Source organism: Gordonia sp. SL306, from assembly GCF_026625785.1.
GTDB lineage: Bacteria > Actinomycetota > Actinomycetes > Mycobacteriales > Mycobacteriaceae > Gordonia.
On record NZ_CP113063.1, the window covers coordinates 3135237 to 3150261 of the forward strand.

15 protein-coding genes are annotated in these 15025 nt (G+C 67.7%); 9 read left to right on the top strand and 6 right to left on the bottom strand.

What is annotated here, in order from left to right; genetic code table 11:
- Window positions 1-92: 92 nt before the first annotated feature.
- The 3 genes from OVA31_RS14295 to OVA31_RS14305 all read left to right on the top strand — a co-directional run bounded on the left by OVA31_RS14295 (window position 93) and on the right by OVA31_RS14305 (window position 3040).
- Entirely contained in the window at window positions 93-926 is an 834-nt protein-coding gene (locus OVA31_RS14295) for a carbon-nitrogen hydrolase family protein (protein ID WP_267627293.1), read from the top strand.
- The gene (locus tag OVA31_RS14300) at window positions 923-2035 is read left to right on the top strand and encodes an LmeA family phospholipid-binding protein (RefSeq protein ID WP_267627294.1); all 1113 of its coding nucleotides are present in this window, start codon (window positions 923-925) and stop codon (window positions 2033-2035) included. The genes OVA31_RS14295 and OVA31_RS14300 overlap by 4 nt, the downstream gene beginning before the upstream one ends.
- Window positions 2036-2191: 156 nt before the next feature.
- Window positions 2192-3040, top strand: a complete 849-nt coding sequence (locus tag OVA31_RS14305; protein WP_267627295.1) for a DUF1542 domain-containing protein — start codon at window positions 2192-2194, stop codon at window positions 3038-3040.
- A gap of 10 nt (window positions 3041-3050) precedes the next feature.
- Here OVA31_RS14305 and purU read toward each other — a convergent pair whose 3' ends face one another.
- Window positions 3051-3965 carry a formyltetrahydrofolate deformylase gene (gene purU / locus OVA31_RS14310; RefSeq protein ID WP_267627296.1) on the bottom strand — a complete coding sequence of 305 codons (915 nt, stop codon included), beginning with the start codon at window positions 3963-3965 and terminating at the stop codon, window positions 3051-3053.
- A 27-nt stretch (window positions 3966-3992) separates the two neighbouring features.
- Between purU and deoC the strand changes: the two genes are divergently transcribed.
- Window positions 3993-4670, top strand: a complete 678-nt coding sequence (gene deoC, locus OVA31_RS14315; protein ID WP_267627297.1) for a deoxyribose-phosphate aldolase — start codon at window positions 3993-3995, stop codon at window positions 4668-4670.
- Window positions 4671-4683: 13 nt separating this feature from the next.
- Here deoC and OVA31_RS14320 read toward each other — a convergent pair whose 3' ends face one another.
- The gene (locus OVA31_RS14320) at window positions 4684-5634 is read right to left on the bottom strand and encodes an NAD(P)/FAD-dependent oxidoreductase (RefSeq protein WP_267627298.1); all 951 of its coding nucleotides are present in this window, start codon (window positions 5632-5634) and stop codon (window positions 4684-4686) included.
- A gap of 26 nt (window positions 5635-5660) precedes the next feature.
- The gene (locus OVA31_RS14325; RefSeq protein ID WP_267627299.1) at window positions 5661-6527 is read right to left on the bottom strand and encodes a class I SAM-dependent methyltransferase; all 867 of its coding nucleotides are present in this window, start codon (window positions 6525-6527) and stop codon (window positions 5661-5663) included.
- Between the two features lie 48 nt (window positions 6528-6575).
- Between OVA31_RS14325 and OVA31_RS14330 the strand changes: the two genes are divergently transcribed.
- Complete coding sequence (locus OVA31_RS14330) at window positions 6576-7139, top strand: helix-turn-helix domain-containing protein (RefSeq protein ID WP_164307630.1); 564 nt, start codon at window positions 6576-6578, stop codon at window positions 7137-7139.
- A 108-nt stretch (window positions 7140-7247) separates the two neighbouring features.
- Window positions 7248-8519: a L,D-transpeptidase gene (locus OVA31_RS14335; RefSeq protein WP_267627300.1), complete on the top strand. Its 1272-nt coding sequence runs from the start codon at window positions 7248-7250 to the stop codon at window positions 8517-8519.
- A gap of 21 nt (window positions 8520-8540) precedes the next feature.
- Here the strand turns inward: OVA31_RS14335 and OVA31_RS14340 are convergent, their stop codons facing one another.
- Window positions 8541-9311, bottom strand: a complete 771-nt coding sequence (locus OVA31_RS14340) for an SDR family NAD(P)-dependent oxidoreductase (protein WP_267627301.1) — start codon at window positions 9309-9311, stop codon at window positions 8541-8543.
- 42 nt (window positions 9312-9353) lie between these two features.
- On the opposite strand from OVA31_RS14340, the gene OVA31_RS14345 reads away from it, so the two are divergent.
- From OVA31_RS14345 to OVA31_RS14355, 3 genes are read left to right on the top strand one after another with little or no spacing between them, the layout of a single operon-like run.
- Complete coding sequence (locus tag OVA31_RS14345; RefSeq protein WP_267627302.1) at window positions 9354-10475, top strand: ROK family transcriptional regulator; 1122 nt, start codon at window positions 9354-9356, stop codon at window positions 10473-10475.
- A 56-nt stretch (window positions 10476-10531) separates the two neighbouring features.
- Window positions 10532-11344, top strand: a complete 813-nt coding sequence (locus OVA31_RS14350) for a transglutaminase-like domain-containing protein (RefSeq protein ID WP_267627303.1) — start codon at window positions 10532-10534, stop codon at window positions 11342-11344.
- Between the two features lie 4 nt (window positions 11345-11348).
- On the top strand, window positions 11349-12464 hold the full coding sequence (locus OVA31_RS14355; RefSeq protein ID WP_267627304.1) for a zinc-binding metallopeptidase family protein: 1116 nt from the start codon (window positions 11349-11351) through the stop codon (window positions 12462-12464).
- Window positions 12465-12697: 233 nt separating this feature from the next.
- Here the strand turns inward: OVA31_RS14355 and otsB are convergent, their stop codons facing one another.
- A complete protein-coding gene (gene otsB, locus OVA31_RS14360; protein WP_267627305.1) occupies window positions 12698-13489 on the bottom strand; it encodes a trehalose-phosphatase in 792 nt (263 codons plus the stop codon).
- Window positions 13486-15021 (bottom strand): alpha,alpha-trehalose-phosphate synthase (UDP-forming), encoded by a 1536-nt coding sequence (locus OVA31_RS14365; protein WP_267627306.1) that lies wholly within the window; start codon window positions 15019-15021, stop codon window positions 13486-13488. Before OVA31_RS14365 ends, otsB begins: the two co-directional genes overlap by 4 nt.
- Window positions 15022-15025: the final 4 nt, after the last annotated feature.

The window sequence follows — 15025 nt, forward strand, 5'->3', positions numbered from 1 at the left end:
TACGGAGCGGCGGAGCCGTTCGTTCAGATGCCGCGGCGGAGCCGTTCGTTCAGATGGTTGTCAGCTGTTCACCGGTGGCTACCCTGGTGCCCATGCGAATTGCGATGGCGCAGATCACGTCGGGCACCGATCCGACCGCCAACCTCGAGTTGGTCGCGTCCGCCGCGCACACGGCGGCCGACGGCGGGGCCGATCTGGTGGTGCTGCCGGAGGCCACGATGTGCCGTTTCGGGGTGCCGCTGGGGCCGGTGGCCGAACCCGTGGACGGCCCGTGGGCGACGGCGGTGTCGGAGATCGCCGCGCGGCACGAGATCACCGTGGTCGCGGGGATGTTCACCCCGGCCGGTGATCGCGTGCGCAACACACTGCTGATCGCCCGGCCGGACGGCACTCGTCTGTCCTACGACAAGATCCACCTGTACGACGCGTTCGGATTCGCCGAGTCCCGCACGGTCGCGCCGGGGGAGGACCCGTTGATCTTCGAGATCGGTGACGTCACGGTCGGTGTCGCGACCTGTTACGACATCCGTTTCCCGGCGCTGTTCACCGAACTGGCGGCGCGCGGGGCGCAACTGATCGTGGTGCCGGCTTCGTGGGGCGCGGGTCCGGGGAAAGTTCACCAGTGGGAGGTGCTGGCGACCGCTCGAGCGTTGGATTCGACGGCGTTCGTCGCGGCGGTCGGACAAGCACTGCCTGCGGATTCGTCGGTGCGTGAGTTGTCGGCGCCCACCGGCACAGGACACAGCCAACTCACAGATCCCTTCGGTAGCGTGGTCGCAACATATGACGACGGCGTGCATATCGGCGTCCACGACATCGATACTCGCGCAGTGGAGAAGGCCCGCAACACCCTGGCCGTTCTCGACAATCAACGGCCTATCCGACCGGCCTCGGCACCCATGACCACTGAGGACCTCACGACATGACCGACAGCGAGAACAGCGACAGCGCGAAGCCCGGCAACGGCCCCACCGACAGCGGCGCCGCAGGCGAGCAGCCCCGGAGCGAGCAGCCCGCAGGCGAGCGGCCCGGAAGCGAGAGCCCACCCCCGGCCGATACCGGTGAGCACACGACCCGGTTCGACCCTCCGTCGACCGAGGAATCCCCGCGCGCCTACTCGCAGGTCGGCCGCGCCGACACCACCCGATTCGAGGACCAGGGGCAGACGACGGGATTCGGACCGTCCGACGGATTCGCCCCGATCCCGCCGAACACGGATCCCGGCGTCGTGACGACGGCGCCCGTCCGGCGTAAACGCAGCACCGGCAAGATCATCGCGGCGTCGTCGGCCGCCCTCGTGATCCTGCTCGTCATCGCCGCGGTCGGTAGCGAGCTCTACCTGCGCAACAAGGCAACCGACTGCATGCAGAGCGCCTTCTCGGACCTCACCGGTACCGAGACGTCGGTGTCGCTGAGCCGAAAGCCGATGCTGCTGCAAGGTTTTGGCAACGATATCCCGTTCGTGCAGATCGACACCGCCGACAAGCCCGGTGAGATGCGCCTGCACGCGCGAGCAGAAGGCATCAAGGGCGACGGCGACAGCTCCACCATCCACTCACTGGTCGGCACCGGCTTCGTTCCGTTCGACCGGGTGGTCGCGATGAGCAAATCCATGACCTCCGGAGCCGACTCGTCTGCGGCCGGCGCCGGGCAGTCGGGAGCCGCGGGCCTGATGCAGGGCGCCACCATCGACTCGATGACCGGGAACGCGGCCGACGGCACGATCCAGGTGGACTCGTCGGTGCAGCTCGCGTTCCTGCCGATCCCGGTGTCGACGACGATCAAGCCGACCGTGCAGGACGGCCATGTCCACTTCGAGGTCGTCAAGGCCAACGCGTTCATCTTCGGTATCCCCGCGGACTTCGCCCAGCAGGTCGTCGACAGCGTCTCGGATTCGCTCTTCGGTCAGCTGAATCAGGTCACCGTGAAGAACCTGAAGGTGACCGATCAGGGCGTGGACTTCGCCGTGGACGGCGACGACGTGAAGCTCAGCGGTCAGGTCGCAGGCGGTTCGGGCGACTGCAAGGCGGCGTGACGCGTCACCCTCCGGTGTGAGAGCGGACGCCGGACCTGCGGCGACGCGAGTGTCGTCGGATCGCCGGTAAGCTGGGAGATGTCCGATTTTACCGGTCTGGTGGGATGCCGACGGCTCCCGAGCTGACGGGTGAGGTGTACCCAGACGGAGGAGAAAATGAGCGCACTGATCCTGATCGCTCTCGTGGTCCTGGTGGTCGTGGGCATCGTCGTGATGTCCCAGCAGCGATCGGGTGCCAATGCCGCCCGTTCGCTCGATGATGCCAAGGCCGATGCCCGGCAGGCCATCGAACGTCTCGGGGGCCAGGTCTTCATGCTGGTCGGCGACGGCCCGGCGTCGAAGCAGGCACTCGCCGATGCCGGAGAGCGCTACAACGCCGCCGGATCCCAGATCGAGCAGGCCAACAGTGTCGCCCAGGCGAGACTGGCCAAGCAGACCGCGATCGAGGGCCTCTACTACGCCCGCGCCGCGCGGACCGCGATGAATCTCGACCCCGGCCCGCCGATCCCGGAACTGGAAGGCCAGAAGAGTGCCGGAGCGGTCACCGAGGACCGGACGGTCGACTTCGAAGGGCGTCAGGTCGAGGCGTCACCCGGCCCGTCGTCGCGGACGCCCAACTACTACCCCGGCGGTCGCGTCGCAGGACGGCCGGTGCCTGCGGGCTGGTACTCCGAGCCGTGGTGGAAGCCCGCGCTGGTCGCCGGCGCCTGGGGCATCGGTTCGATGTTCCTGTTCTCCGCGATGTTCTCGGGCATGGCCGGGGTCAACTATGACGCCAACGCCTTCGAGAGCGGTGCCGGTGACGGTTCCGATGCCGGTGCCCTCGACAGCGGTGACGGCGGAGGAGACGGTGGCGACGGCGGAGGAGACGGTGGTGACGGCGGCGGTGACTTCGGCGGCGGAGACGGTGGCGGCGATGGCGGCGGCGGTTTCTTCGACGGTGGCGGTGACGGCGGCGGCGGTTTCTTCGACGGTGGTGGCGACTTCGGCGGGTTCGACTTCTGATCGGCAAACGCTAGGTGAAGACGACCGTCTTCCGGCCGTGCACGAGGACCCGGTCCTCGAGGTGCCACCGCAGTCCTCGCGACAGCACCAGCGTCTCGATGTCGCGACCCTGGCGCACCATGTCGGCCACGGTGTCGCTGTGGTCGACCCGGATGACGTCCTGCTCGATGATCGGCCCCGCGTCGAGGTCGGCGGTGACGTAGTGGCAGGTCGCGCCGATGAGCTTCACCCCACGCGCGAACGCCTGGTGATAGGGCCGCGCCCCGATGAAGCTGGGCAGGAAGCTGTGATGGATGTTGATCGCCCGGCCTGTCCAGGCGTCGCACAGTTGGGGAGGCAGGATCTGCATGAAGCGGGCGAGTACGACCGCATCGGGTGAATAGCCGTCGACGACGCGACCCAATTCCTCGAAGGCGGCACCCTTGTTGTCCGGCGTGAACGACACATGATGAAACGGTACGTCGAACCGCGTGACCAGGTCCTCGAGGTCGCGGTGGTTGCCGACCACCGCAGATACGTCGGCCGGTAGCTCGCCACGGTGGGCGCGGCCCAGCAGGTCGACGAGACAGTGGGTCTCCTTGCTGACCAGCAGCACCACCGACTTCGGAGACCCGGAGTCGGTGAGGCGCCACTCGGTCCCGGGTCCCAGCTCGGCCGCCACCTCGTCGGCGAACCGGGCCCGCATCTCGTCGACGCTCATCGCCACCGACCCGGCGCGCACCGTCTGGCGGGTGAAGAACCAGCCCGTCTCGGCATCGGAGTGATAGCCGGCTTCGGTGATCCAGCCGCCGATCTCGGCGAGGAAGCCGGAGATCCGCGCGACGATGCCGGTGCGGTCCGGGCACCCGAGGGTCAGCACGTACCGATGTTCGGGGTCGGCTCGGTCTGTGGTTGTCGCTGCTGAGGACGTCTCGGGTGCTGCCACATCTGTCAGTGTGCCAAGCTCGTGTGTGTGACCACCAGCGACCTGACCCGCCGCGACGTCGCGGCCATCATCGACCACACCCTGCTCAAGCCCGAGGCGACCCGAGCCGCGGCCGAGGCGGCGGTCGCGGAGGCCGCCGAGCTGGGCGTCTACGCGGTCTGCCTGTCGCCGTCGATGCTGCCGATCGACACCGGGGACCAGAAGACCTGCGTGGTGGCGGGGTTCCCGTCGGGCAAGCATCACTCGCTGGTGAAGGCGTCTGAGGCGCGGCTGGCCGTGGACACCGGGGCCGACGAGGTCGACATGGTGATCGACGTGGGTGCGGCCGTGGACGGGCGATTCGACGAGGTGTTCGCCGATGTGCTGACCGTCCGCGAGGCCATCGGGGAGGGCATCGTGCTGAAGGTCATCATCGAGTCCGCGGCACTGCTCGAGCTGACCGGCCCCGACACCGTCACCGAGGTGTGCCGTCGCGCCGTGCAGGCCGGGGCCGCGATGGTCAAGACCTCCACCGGTTTCCACCCTTCCGGCGGCGCGAGCGTCGAAGCGGTGCGGCTCATGCGCGCGGCCGTCGGCGATCGCGTCGGCGTCAAGGCGAGCGGCGGGATCCGAACCGCCGAGTTCGCCGCCGAACTCATCGCGGCGGGCGCAACGCGGCTCGGACTGTCGTCGTCGCGCGCTGTGCTGGACGGTTTCCCGGCGTAGCCGGTTCGGAGGATCAGGCCCGCACCCGGCGTGATTCGACTGCCGCGCGGGCGTCTTCGGCGATCAGATCCGCGTTGACCGCTGCGCCCGCGCTCACCCCGGCTCCCATCGAGACGGCGACCGTGGCGGCGAGATCGGCAACGTTGCCGGCTGCCCAGACGCCCGGGACGTCGGTCATGCCCATCGGTCCGGTCGCGACGTACTGGCCGCCCATCGGATGATCGGCGAGTGTGCCGCCGAGTCGGGTGAACAGTGCCGAGCGCACCACGAACCGAGGCGCGACCACCACGGCCTCGCGTTCCACTTCAGAGCCGTCGGCCATGACAACAGCCCGCACCGCGCCGTCGGCGATCGCCAGATGGTCGACGAGTCCGTCCACGACCGTGACACCCAGCGCCGAGAGCTGTTCCGCCTCTTCGTCTCCGATTTCGGGGATGGTGTGGGTGAACAAGGTGACATCGTCGCTCAGCTGGCGGAACATCAGCGTCTGGTGTACCGACATCGGGCTGGTGCCGAGCACGCCGATCCGCCGACCACGCACCTCGTATCCGTGGCAGTACGGGCAGTGCAGCACCGATGATCCCCAGAGCTCCTGCACGCCCGGGACTTCCGGAAGCTCGTCGACGAGACCGGACGCGAGGACAACGCGTCGTGCGGTGATCACGGTGCCGTCGCCCAGCGTGAGATCGAAACGGCCGGAGTCGCTGCGCGTTCCGTCGACGACCTCCGCGGCGCGGATCTCGACGCCGTAGCCACGGGCCTCGGCGCGCCCCTTCTCGAGCAGTTCGAGGGGAGGTGTGCCCTCGTGGCCGAGGACGTTGTGGGCGTGCCCGGCCGGGGCGTTGCGCGGTTGGCCGGCGTCGAGGACGACGACCGAGCGCAGGGATCGGGCCAAGGCGGTCGCGGCGCTCAGGCCTGAGGGGCCGCCGCCGACGATGGCGACATCGAAGGTGTTGCTGCTCATTGTTTCTCTCGCTTTCGGCAGGTGATCTAGGAGGTCTCGGGTCGTCGTGCGATCCAGGCGATGCGACTGCTGCGCACGACCAGGTCGTCGCGCTGGCGTAGGGAGGTCGGGTTGTTGTCGTGTAGGAGTCGGTCGACGGCCGCCAGGTCGTCCGCGGAGGCCACGCCGGTGAGGCCGGACCGCACCCGCGTCAGCCACTCGACCGCGTAGTCGGCCGCCGCGGCGGGCGGATTGTCGAGGTCGGTCGGGATGTCGCGGGTCTCGACGATTTCGAAGCCTGCCGCGGTGATGGTCGGCTCCCAGTCGGGTCGCCCGTTCCATCCGCCGTTCCAGCCCTTCCCGAGGATCGCATCACGCAGCCGCTGCTCCATCTCGCCGTCGGCGGATTCCGTGGGCAGGAAGGTCGGCGGCTGCGCGATCTCGACGACGGCGAGGACGCCGCCGGGTCGCAGAGCCCGGAACGTCGAACGGAGCAGCGATTGCGCGTCGGCGAAATGGTGCAGCGTCGACGACGCCCACGCGACGTCGACGTCGGTGATGTCGTCGGGGAGTGCGCTGTCCAGGTCGGCCGTCACGGTGCGGACCTGTCCGTCGAGGCCGGCCTGCTGCGCGGCCCGGGCAACGCGTTCGAGCAGTTCGGCCGAGTTGTCGAGCGCGACGATCTGCGACGACGTGAATCGCCGGGCCAGTGCGAGCGTCCCGGTGCCGGTTCCGGAGCCGAGGTCGACGATCGTCCGAGGCTCGGGCACGAGTGCCGCGATCCGGTCGAAGACCTCGTGGAGGTAGTGGCCGTTCACGGCGGCGTCGAGGTCGAGGACCGTCGCCATCGTCTCGGCATCGGGATGATCCCCGTGTCCGTGCGTGTGGTGATGGGTGTCGTGGGAGTGCGCCATGACATCGAGGGTAGCGGCGCTATGCGTCATGCGCATATAGTCTTGCGTATGGAGCAAGAAATCGATGCTGTCGTCCGCCAGCGCATCCGCGGCCTGCGCATCGCGAAGGGCTGGACCCTCGACTCGATGGCCGCGCGCTGTTTCCTCAGTCCGTCGACACTGAGCCGGATCGAGACCGGTCACCGCAGGGTCGCGCTGGATCAGCTGGTGCCGATCGCCCGCGCGCTGGGCACCTCGCTGGATCAGCTCGTCGAACCGGTCGGCGACGACGACGTCGTGATCCGGCCCGAGCCGCACACATCGGCAGGCATGACCGTCTGGAAGCTCTCCCGCGACGGCACGCCCGGCGGGGTGACGGTGGCCAAGATGCGGGTGACTCCCGAGCATCGCGTCGATCCAGAACACCTCGGGGTTCACCCTGGTCGGGAGTGGTTCACCGTGATCTCCGGGACCATCCGTCTCCACTTGGGCGAACGTGTGATCCTGGTGCCGCCGGGTCAGGCGGCGGAGTTCTCGACGATGGTTCCGCACGGAATGACGGCGGTCGACGGGCCCGCCGAGATCGTGTCGATCTTCGATCACGACGGTGAGCGGGCGCATATCCCCGGGTGAGAAGGCGTCCGCCGCGCCACGGGGCGAAATGGGCCACAACGTGAACTCAGCGACATCACAGCAGGCAGGCCGGGTTTTCTCGGATTTCATCGGTACGCTGGACTCGTTATGAGCGCGCACCCTCCCCTCTCCCGTCGAGCCGTCCTCGCAGCGGCCGGCCTCGGCGCCGTCGGCGTGGCCGCGGCAGCCTGTTCCACCGGCGAGTCCGGCAGCACCGACGACGCGAAACCCGCTGCACCCACGGTCAACGTCGTCTACACGCCTGCCCTGGATTCCGACGACGCCCCCAATCCGACCGCCGTCGTCTCGGTGAAGGCCGAGAACGGCCTGCTCAACCCCGATGTCAAGCTGCTCAATCCCAGCGGCAAGGCCGTCGCAGGCACCTTGTCGGAGGATCGGAAGACCTTCACCATCAATGAGCCGCTGGGCTACGGCTCGCAGTACACCTGGCATGGCACCGCGGTCGGCTACGACCGGGTCAGCACCCAGGTGACCGGATCCTTCACGACGCTGTCGCCGTCGTCGCAGATGAACGTTGTGGTGAACATCGGCGACGGCCAGGAGGTCGGCATCGCGGCGCCGCTCATCCTCAAGTTCAACGGCACCGTCGAGGACAAGGAAGCGGTCGAGAAGGCTCTCACCGTGACCACCGAGCCGCCGACCGAGGGCGCTTGGGCGTGGCTCGGCGAGGACAACGGATCGCGGGCGCATTGGCGGACCAAGGAGTATTACGCACCCGGGACCAAGGTGCACATGTCGGCCAAGCTGTACGGCGTCGACCACGGCGGCGGCGCATACGGCGCAGCCGATGTCACCAGCGATTTCGTCATCGGCCGATCGCAGGTGGTGAAGGCCGAGGCGTCGTCGCACCAGATCGTCGTGGTGCGCGACGGAGGCGTGTTGATGACGCTGCCGTGCAGTTACGGCGGGGGAGACCTCGATCGCAACGTCACGCGTTCGGGTATCCACGTGGTGACGGAGAAGTACGAGGACTTCTTCATGAGCAACCCGGCCGCGGGGTATTTCAACATCCGGGAGCGCTACGCCGTGCGGATCTCCAACAACGGCGAGTTCATCCACGCGAACCCGGAAACGATTGGCGTGCAGGGGTCGTCGAACGTGACGAACGGTTGCATCAACCTCTCGCTGGAGAACGCACAGCGGTACTTCGAGTCCGCGATCTACGGCGACCCGGTGGAGGTGACCGGCACCCGCATCGCCCTCTCCGAGGCCGACGGCGACATCTTCGACTGGATCTACGACTGGAACTCGTGGACCGGGATGTCGGCGATCAAGGGTGACCCGTCCCAGGTTACCGCACCCGCCACCCCGTCCGGCGCGCCGACGTCCAACGCGCCGGCACCGGCGCCGCCCGGCTGATCCGCCGGAACCGGCTGTCGTTCAGCCGGTCTTGACGTTGCGGCGGGCCGATGCCTGATCGCGCGGCTTGATGACGATCTGGTCGAGATCGACGTGGGGTGGGCGGGACGCGACAAAACCGATCACCTCGGCGACGTCGTCAGCGCTCAGCGGAGTGAGGCCCTCGTACACTGCGTCCGCCCGCTCCTTGTCACCCTCGAAACGGACGAGGGAGAAGTCCGTCTCCACCATGCCGGGCGCGATCTCGGTGAGGCGTACAGGCTTTCCGAGCAGCTCGAAACGCAGGGTGCGGTGCATCACCGCCTGCGCGTGCTTGGCGGAGGTGTATCCGGACCCGTTGTCGTAGGCCTCGATCGCGGCGATCGAGGTTATCGTCACGATGAGTCCATCCCCGGAGGCGATGAGTGCCGGGATCAGCGCCTTGGTGATCCGCAGGGTGCCGAGGACGTTCGTCTCCCACATCCATCGCCAGTCGTCGAGGTCGGCGGTGGCCACCGGATCGAGCCCCTTGGCACCACCCGCATTGTTCACCACCACGTGAACCTTCTCGAGGTCTGCGACAAAGGCATTCACCGAGGTCTCGTCGGTCACGTCGAGTTGTCGACCGGTGCCACCGATCTCGTTCGCGAGCTCGTCGATCAGTTCGGTCCGCCGCGCTCCGAGCACCACGTGGTAGCCCTGCGCGGCCAGCTGTCGTGCCGTCGCCGCGCCGATGCCCGAGCTCGCGCCGGTCACCACCGCGACCTTCTGCTCGGACTCCGACGAACCTGGTTGTGCCGTGCTGCTACTCATGCGTTCAGCTTAGCGACGCTCGCGGATTGCTAGATTCAGTGCATGTTGCCCACCGGAGTCGTACCCGCGGCGCTGCAGGTGGGTTCGATCCCCGCTGCCGCGGTGTTGCAGGCGGTCCGGGTCAACGCGCCGGTCACCCGTGACCACCTGGCGGCGGCCACGTCACTCTCACCGGCGACGATCAACCGGCAGGTCACGATCCTCTCCCGTCTCGGACTCGTCGTCGAGCGGCCCGATCTGGTCGACCCCGGCGGGATCGGCAGGCCGAAGAATCCGCTGACCCTGGATCGGGACAAGCTGTGTGTCGCCGGAATGCACATCGGGGCGCGCCGGACGCTGCTGGCGATCGCCGACCTCGGTGGCCGCACGCTCTACAGTCACGCCGTGCGCACCCCGCACGACGAGTCCGAGGTCGGCGATCTCTGCCGGCAGTTGCGTGAGCTCGCCGCGCGTTTCGGTGGCCGACGGTTGTTGTGGGCGGGTGTCGCATCGGGCGGTCTGGTGGACGCCGCGACCGGCGTCATCGACCACCCGGTGCTCGGCTGGCGCCGGGTGCCCATCGGGACGATGCTGTCCGCAGAACTCGGGGTGCCGGTCTCGGTCTGCGAGCACGTGCAGGCGATGGCAGCGGCCGAACTGCTGTTGACCTACCCGCGAGAGTTCGACGGCACTGCCCTGTTCTTCTATGCGCGGGAGACGGTCGGCATGGCGATGACCATCGACGGCAAGGTCCACATGCCGTTGCGGGGGGCCGGGACCATCGGGCATCTACCGGTGAACGCGTCGGTCCTCGCGCCGGCCGGCGCTGCCACGCTCCAGCAGGTGATCGGCAGCAGTCCGGCACGGCGGGCGGCGGAGCGGCTGGAGGTCCCCGACGACGCGGCCCAGATCGTCGACGACCGTGCGGAGGTGCTCGGCGCCGCTGTCGCGATGTTGCGCGACGTCATCAATCCGGACGCGATCGTGGTGTCCGGCGACGCGTTTGCCGCACATCCCGACGGCCTGGCGCCGGTGCAGGCCGCCTTCGACAAGGCGTCGACAACTCTTCGGCCGCTCGAGATCGCGCCGTCCCGCTTCGGGATTCGCGTGCAGGAGAGTGCCGCGGTTGTGGTAGCGCTCAGCGTGATCTATGCCGATCCGGTCGGAGCAACCGCCACCGACTGAGCGAGTCGGACAGTGCCCGCGGTGCCGGTCGACCAGCGATGACCTACCGTGGTGCCATGACCACATCCCCACGCGACGTCGCGGCGTCCCTCGAGGTATATGTCTCCGCCGCCACCGAGTTGGAGATGCAGATAGCGGTCGCCCGGCTACCCGGTCTGACGATGACCGAAAGTCTGACGGTCACCATCGACGGAAACCCGGTGCAGCCGGAGGAGATCGTCGGCGAACATGGCAGTCGCATCCACCGCCTGCAGATCGAGTCCGGTCTCGTGGCCATCGAGTACTCGGCATCGGTCACCACACCGGCCGACCCGATCCCGGTCGGCGTGACGGACCGTTCGATCTACCTGCGGCCCAGCCGATATGCGGAGTGCGACAAGTTCTTCGGATTCGCCGCAGGACAGTTCGACACGAGCCTGCCGCCCGGTGAACTCCTCATCCAGGTGACCGAGTTCGTCCAGAATCGGCTGAACTACATACCCGGTGCGAGCGACCCGATCGACGGCGCGGCAGACACCCTGCTCGCCGGTGCAGGCGTCTGCCGCGACTACGCGCATCTCGTCGTCGCGCTGCTCCGCGCGCTCAACATCCCGGCGCGTCTCGTCGCCGTCTACGCGCCGGGCTGCGACCCGATGGACTTCCACGCGGTGGCCGAGGCCATCATCGACGACGAATGGGTCGTCGTGGATGCCACCCGCCTCGCGCCTCGGCAGAGCCTCGTGCGGATCTCCACCGGCCGCGACGCCGCCGACACCGCCTTTCTCGACAATCACCGCGGGACGATCAACCTCAACTATTACAAGGTCACCGCGACGGTGCGGGGGGATCTGCCGGTCGACACCGGAGAGCAGCGTATCCGCATAGGCTGACGCCATGCATGCACTCACGTGCCCGATCTGCAACGCGCTCTCGGGTTTCGTCAACCAGGAATGCCCGGGATGCGGCACCACGGTGGGCGTCCATCTGCCGTCGCGTTCCCTGGTGGTGGCTTCCGAAGACGGTGTCGAGATCGACGGCAGGCGGTGGGTCCGCTGCTCGAACTGGGCGGGTACCGGCTGTAACTGGATGACCCTGGCCGAGGTCGACGAGAGCTCGATCGGGCTGCGGGGCCGCTGCTTTCCCGGTTCACTGGTGCGTCGCCACCCCGAGACCGACGACACGATCGCCCTCGAGAAGCTGAACCCGACCGCTCGGGACATGCGCATGCTGATCTATCAACTCGTCGACCTCGGGTTGCCGGTGGAACCGTTCTGGCGCTCCGACGGCGGCCTGGCCTTCGACCTGCTGTCGAGTCTGAGCACCGGGCGTCAGGTGATGATCGGCCACGCCAACGGGGTGGTCACCATCGACCTCGCGGAGTCGATGGATGCCTACCGTGAACGGCTGCGGGTGGACCTCGGTGAGCAGTATCGGACCATGCTCGGTCACTTCCGGCACGAGGTCGGGCACTATTTCGAGCACATCCTGGTCGAAACCGGCGATGGTGCAACCGAATACCTCGACAAGGCCCGCGAGATCTTCGGCGACGAACGGGCAAGCTACGCCGATGCGATCACCCGGCACTACACATTCGGTCCGCCGCGCAATTGGCAGGACTCGTTCATCTCGGAGTACGCGACGATGCATCCGTGGGAAGACTTCGCCGAGTGTTTCGCCCATTATCTGCACATCACCGGAACCATCGACACCGCAAGGGAATCCGGGCTCATGCTGGAGAGCGATCAGGTCCGCTTCGCGATGGATCACGACATCGTCCCGCTGGCCTCGTACGCCGACGAACCCATCGAGCGTCTGCTGTATGACTGGAAGTGGTTGTCCACGATGTTCAACCGGGTCAACGCCGCGATGGGCCGTCGGCCGCTCTACCCGTTCGACATCCCGAAGCCGGTGGTCCGCAAACTGGGCTTCGTGCACCGGGTGATCCGGGAGACCGCGAAGCGCCACCATGCGCACGACCCTCTCGTCGACGCCCCGGTGACGTCTGCCTGACCGGCATCCCGCCGATCGGGCGCATTCCCGCGTCGATCGGGCGCACGCCTGCGTCGATCGGGCGCACCTGTGCGCCGACTGTGCGCAGAATCCCGCCGACTGTGCGCGACATGTTCCGCTGTGCCCACTCGCCGCGAATCTGTGCCCGATCGGCGAGATTCTGCGCCCGATCGACGGGATTGTGCGCACAGTCGGCGAGATCCTGTGCCCAATGGGCGAGGTCGAGGCCAGGGTCAGGCCTTGTCCGCCAACCATTCCCGGCGACGGCCGGTGACGAACTCGAGTACGGTCGCCACGTCGTCGGTGTCCTCGATCCGGTAGGAGGCCGCGGTCTCGCCGGCGCCGACCTTGATGCTCACATCGCCGTCGTCGGTTCGCAGATGTGCGAATGCCTTCTCGTCGGTCACGTCGTCGCCGAGGTAGATCACCACGTCGGCGTCGAAACGATCGCGCAGGACGTCGAGGGCGTGACCCTTGCTGGTCTCGATGACGGCGAGTTCGACGACGGCCTTGCCCTCGGTGACCTCGACTCCGGGCCACGCGGCAGGGCCCGATCGGGTGCGGCGGAGAGCGATCTCGGCGTCGGCAGGTGTCGCGTTGCGCACATGGATGACCGCGCTCGCCGGCTTGGTCTCCACCATTGCGCCGGGGTAATCGGCTGCGATGGAACGTAATTCGTCGATGATGCGGCCGAGCAGAGCGCGGTGCTCGTCGGTGATCTCGGAGGCGAATCCGGATTCGAACTCGCTGCCGTGGCTACCCACCAGGGTCACCGGCGCCGTGAGCCCCGACAACTCCGCGAGCACCGACAGCGCACGCCCGGAGATGACGGCGGCCGCGGTTCCCGGCAGACTGCCGGCCGCCTCGATCGCGGCGACGGAGGCCGGATCGGGCACCGCGTCCTCGGGGCGGGAGACCAGGGGTGAGACGCAGCCGTCGTAGTCGGATGCCACCAGCAGGCGTCGGGACTGCGCGGCACTCAGCAATGCCTCGCGCAGGTCGGCCGGGATTCCGGTCGCGCTCATTCGTCCCGGCCGGACGATTGCGAACCGCCGTCGACGAGGTGGACGCCACGGTTGGCGTCGGCTGCCGTCTCCGACAACGAGGACAGCGTGCCCAGAAAGCTCTCCGCCCACTTCGTCACGTTGTGGGTGAGGACCTGACGACGGAGTGCGCGCATCCGCCGTCGACCCTCGTTCTGGGTCTGCTCGACAGCGGCGACGATCGCGTCCTTGACACCGTCGAGATCATACGGATTCGCCTGGTATGCGCTCCGCAATTCGGCTGCGGCGCCGGTGAATTCGCTGAGCACCAGCGCGCCACCGAGGTCGCTGCGACAGGCCACGTATTCCTTGGCGACCAGGTTCATCCCGTCGCGGAGCGGGGTCACGAGCATGACGTCGGCGGCGACGAAGAAGGCGATCAGTTCGTCGCGGGGGACCGGGCGGTGCAGGTACTGGATCACGGGCTGCCCAACGCTGCCGTAGGCGCCGTTGATGTTTCCGACGAGCTGCTCGATGCCTGCGCGCATCCGGACGTAGCTGTCCACACGTTCGCGGCTGGGGGTGGCCAACTGCACCATCACGGTCTGCTCGGGGTCGATCCGTTTCTCCGCCAAGAGCTCTGACAGGGCCTTGAGCCGCACATCGATGCCCTTGGTGTAGTCGAGCCGGTCGACGCCGAGCATGATCGTCTTCGGATTGCCGAGTTCCTCGCGGATCTCGACCGCCCGCTTACGGATCTGCTTGGACCGGGAATTGGCGTCGAGTTCGCCCGAGTCGATGGAGATCGGGAAGGCGCCCACCCGCACCGTGCGGAATCCGACCTGGACCACGCCGAAGCGCGATCGCACCCCGACCGAGCCCTTGCTGGTCGCCTGCCCCGCCAGCCGGCGGGCGAGGAAAAGGAAGTTCTGTGCGCCGCCGGGCAGATGGAACCCGATGAGATCCGCGCCGAGCAGGCCTTCGACGATCTCGGTCCGCCACGGGAGTTGCATGAACAGCTCGACAGGCGGGAACGGGATGTGGAGGAAGAAACCGATCTTCAGATCGGGCCGCAGCATCCGCAGCATCTTCGGGACCAGCTGCAGCTGGTAGTCCTGTATCCACACGATCGCGCCCTCGGCGGCCGCTGCGGCGGTCTTCTCGGCGAACCGGCGGTTCACCTCGACATAGGTGTTCCACCATTCGCGGTGGTACTCCGGTTTGACGATGACGTCGTGATAGAGCGGCCACAGGGTCGCATTGGAGAAGCCCTCGTAGTACTCGGCGATCTCCCGTGTCGACAACGGGACCGCATGGATCTCGACGCCCTCGATGTCCGGGTTGTCGTCGGAATCGGCGATGCCGGACCAGCCAACCCACGCCCCGGTCTGCGCCCGGAGGATCGGCTCCAGCGCGGTGACCAGGCCGCCGGGGCTGCGTTTCCAGTTGACGGTGCCGTCGGGCAGCACTTCTTTGTCGACCGGAAGGCGGTTCGCGACGACGACGAACTGCGCGTCCCCCTTGGGTTGTTCGGCGGTGGTCGCGCCGTTCGAAACGTGCCCGGACTCCGCCATCCCG

Excerpts from the sequence above, each read along its gene's own strand:
- OVA31_RS14330 (WP_164307630.1), top strand. The coding sequence starts at position 6,576 with ATGGAGCAAGAAATCGATGCTGTCGTCCGCCAGCGCATCCGCGGCCTG.
- otsB (WP_267627305.1), bottom strand. The coding sequence starts at position 13,489 with ATGAGCGCGACCGGAATCCCGGCCGACCTGCGCGAGGCATTGCTGAGT.
- OVA31_RS14320 (WP_267627298.1), bottom strand. The coding sequence starts at position 5,634 with ATGAGCAGCAACACCTTCGATGTCGCCATCGTCGGCGGCGGCCCCTCA.
- OVA31_RS14355 (WP_267627304.1), top strand. The coding sequence starts at position 11,349 with ATGCATGCACTCACGTGCCCGATCTGCAACGCGCTCTCGGGTTTCGTC.
- OVA31_RS14365 (WP_267627306.1), bottom strand. The coding sequence starts at position 15,021 with ATGGCGGAGTCCGGGCACGTTTCGAACGGCGCGACCACCGCCGAACAA.
- OVA31_RS14325 (WP_267627299.1), bottom strand. The coding sequence starts at position 6,527 with ATGGCGCACTCCCACGACACCCATCACCACACGCACGGACACGGGGAT.
- OVA31_RS14295 (WP_267627293.1), top strand. The coding sequence starts at position 93 with ATGCGAATTGCGATGGCGCAGATCACGTCGGGCACCGATCCGACCGCC.
- OVA31_RS14300 (WP_267627294.1), top strand. The coding sequence starts at position 923 with ATGACCGACAGCGAGAACAGCGACAGCGCGAAGCCCGGCAACGGCCCC.
- OVA31_RS14340 (WP_267627301.1), bottom strand. The coding sequence starts at position 9,311 with ATGAGTAGCAGCACGGCACAACCAGGTTCGTCGGAGTCCGAGCAGAAG.
- OVA31_RS14345 (WP_267627302.1), top strand. The coding sequence starts at position 9,354 with ATGTTGCCCACCGGAGTCGTACCCGCGGCGCTGCAGGTGGGTTCGATC.
- OVA31_RS14305 (WP_267627295.1), top strand. The coding sequence starts at position 2,192 with ATGAGCGCACTGATCCTGATCGCTCTCGTGGTCCTGGTGGTCGTGGGC.
- OVA31_RS14350 (WP_267627303.1), top strand. The coding sequence starts at position 10,532 with ATGACCACATCCCCACGCGACGTCGCGGCGTCCCTCGAGGTATATGTC.
- OVA31_RS14335 (WP_267627300.1), top strand. The coding sequence starts at position 7,248 with ATGAGCGCGCACCCTCCCCTCTCCCGTCGAGCCGTCCTCGCAGCGGCC.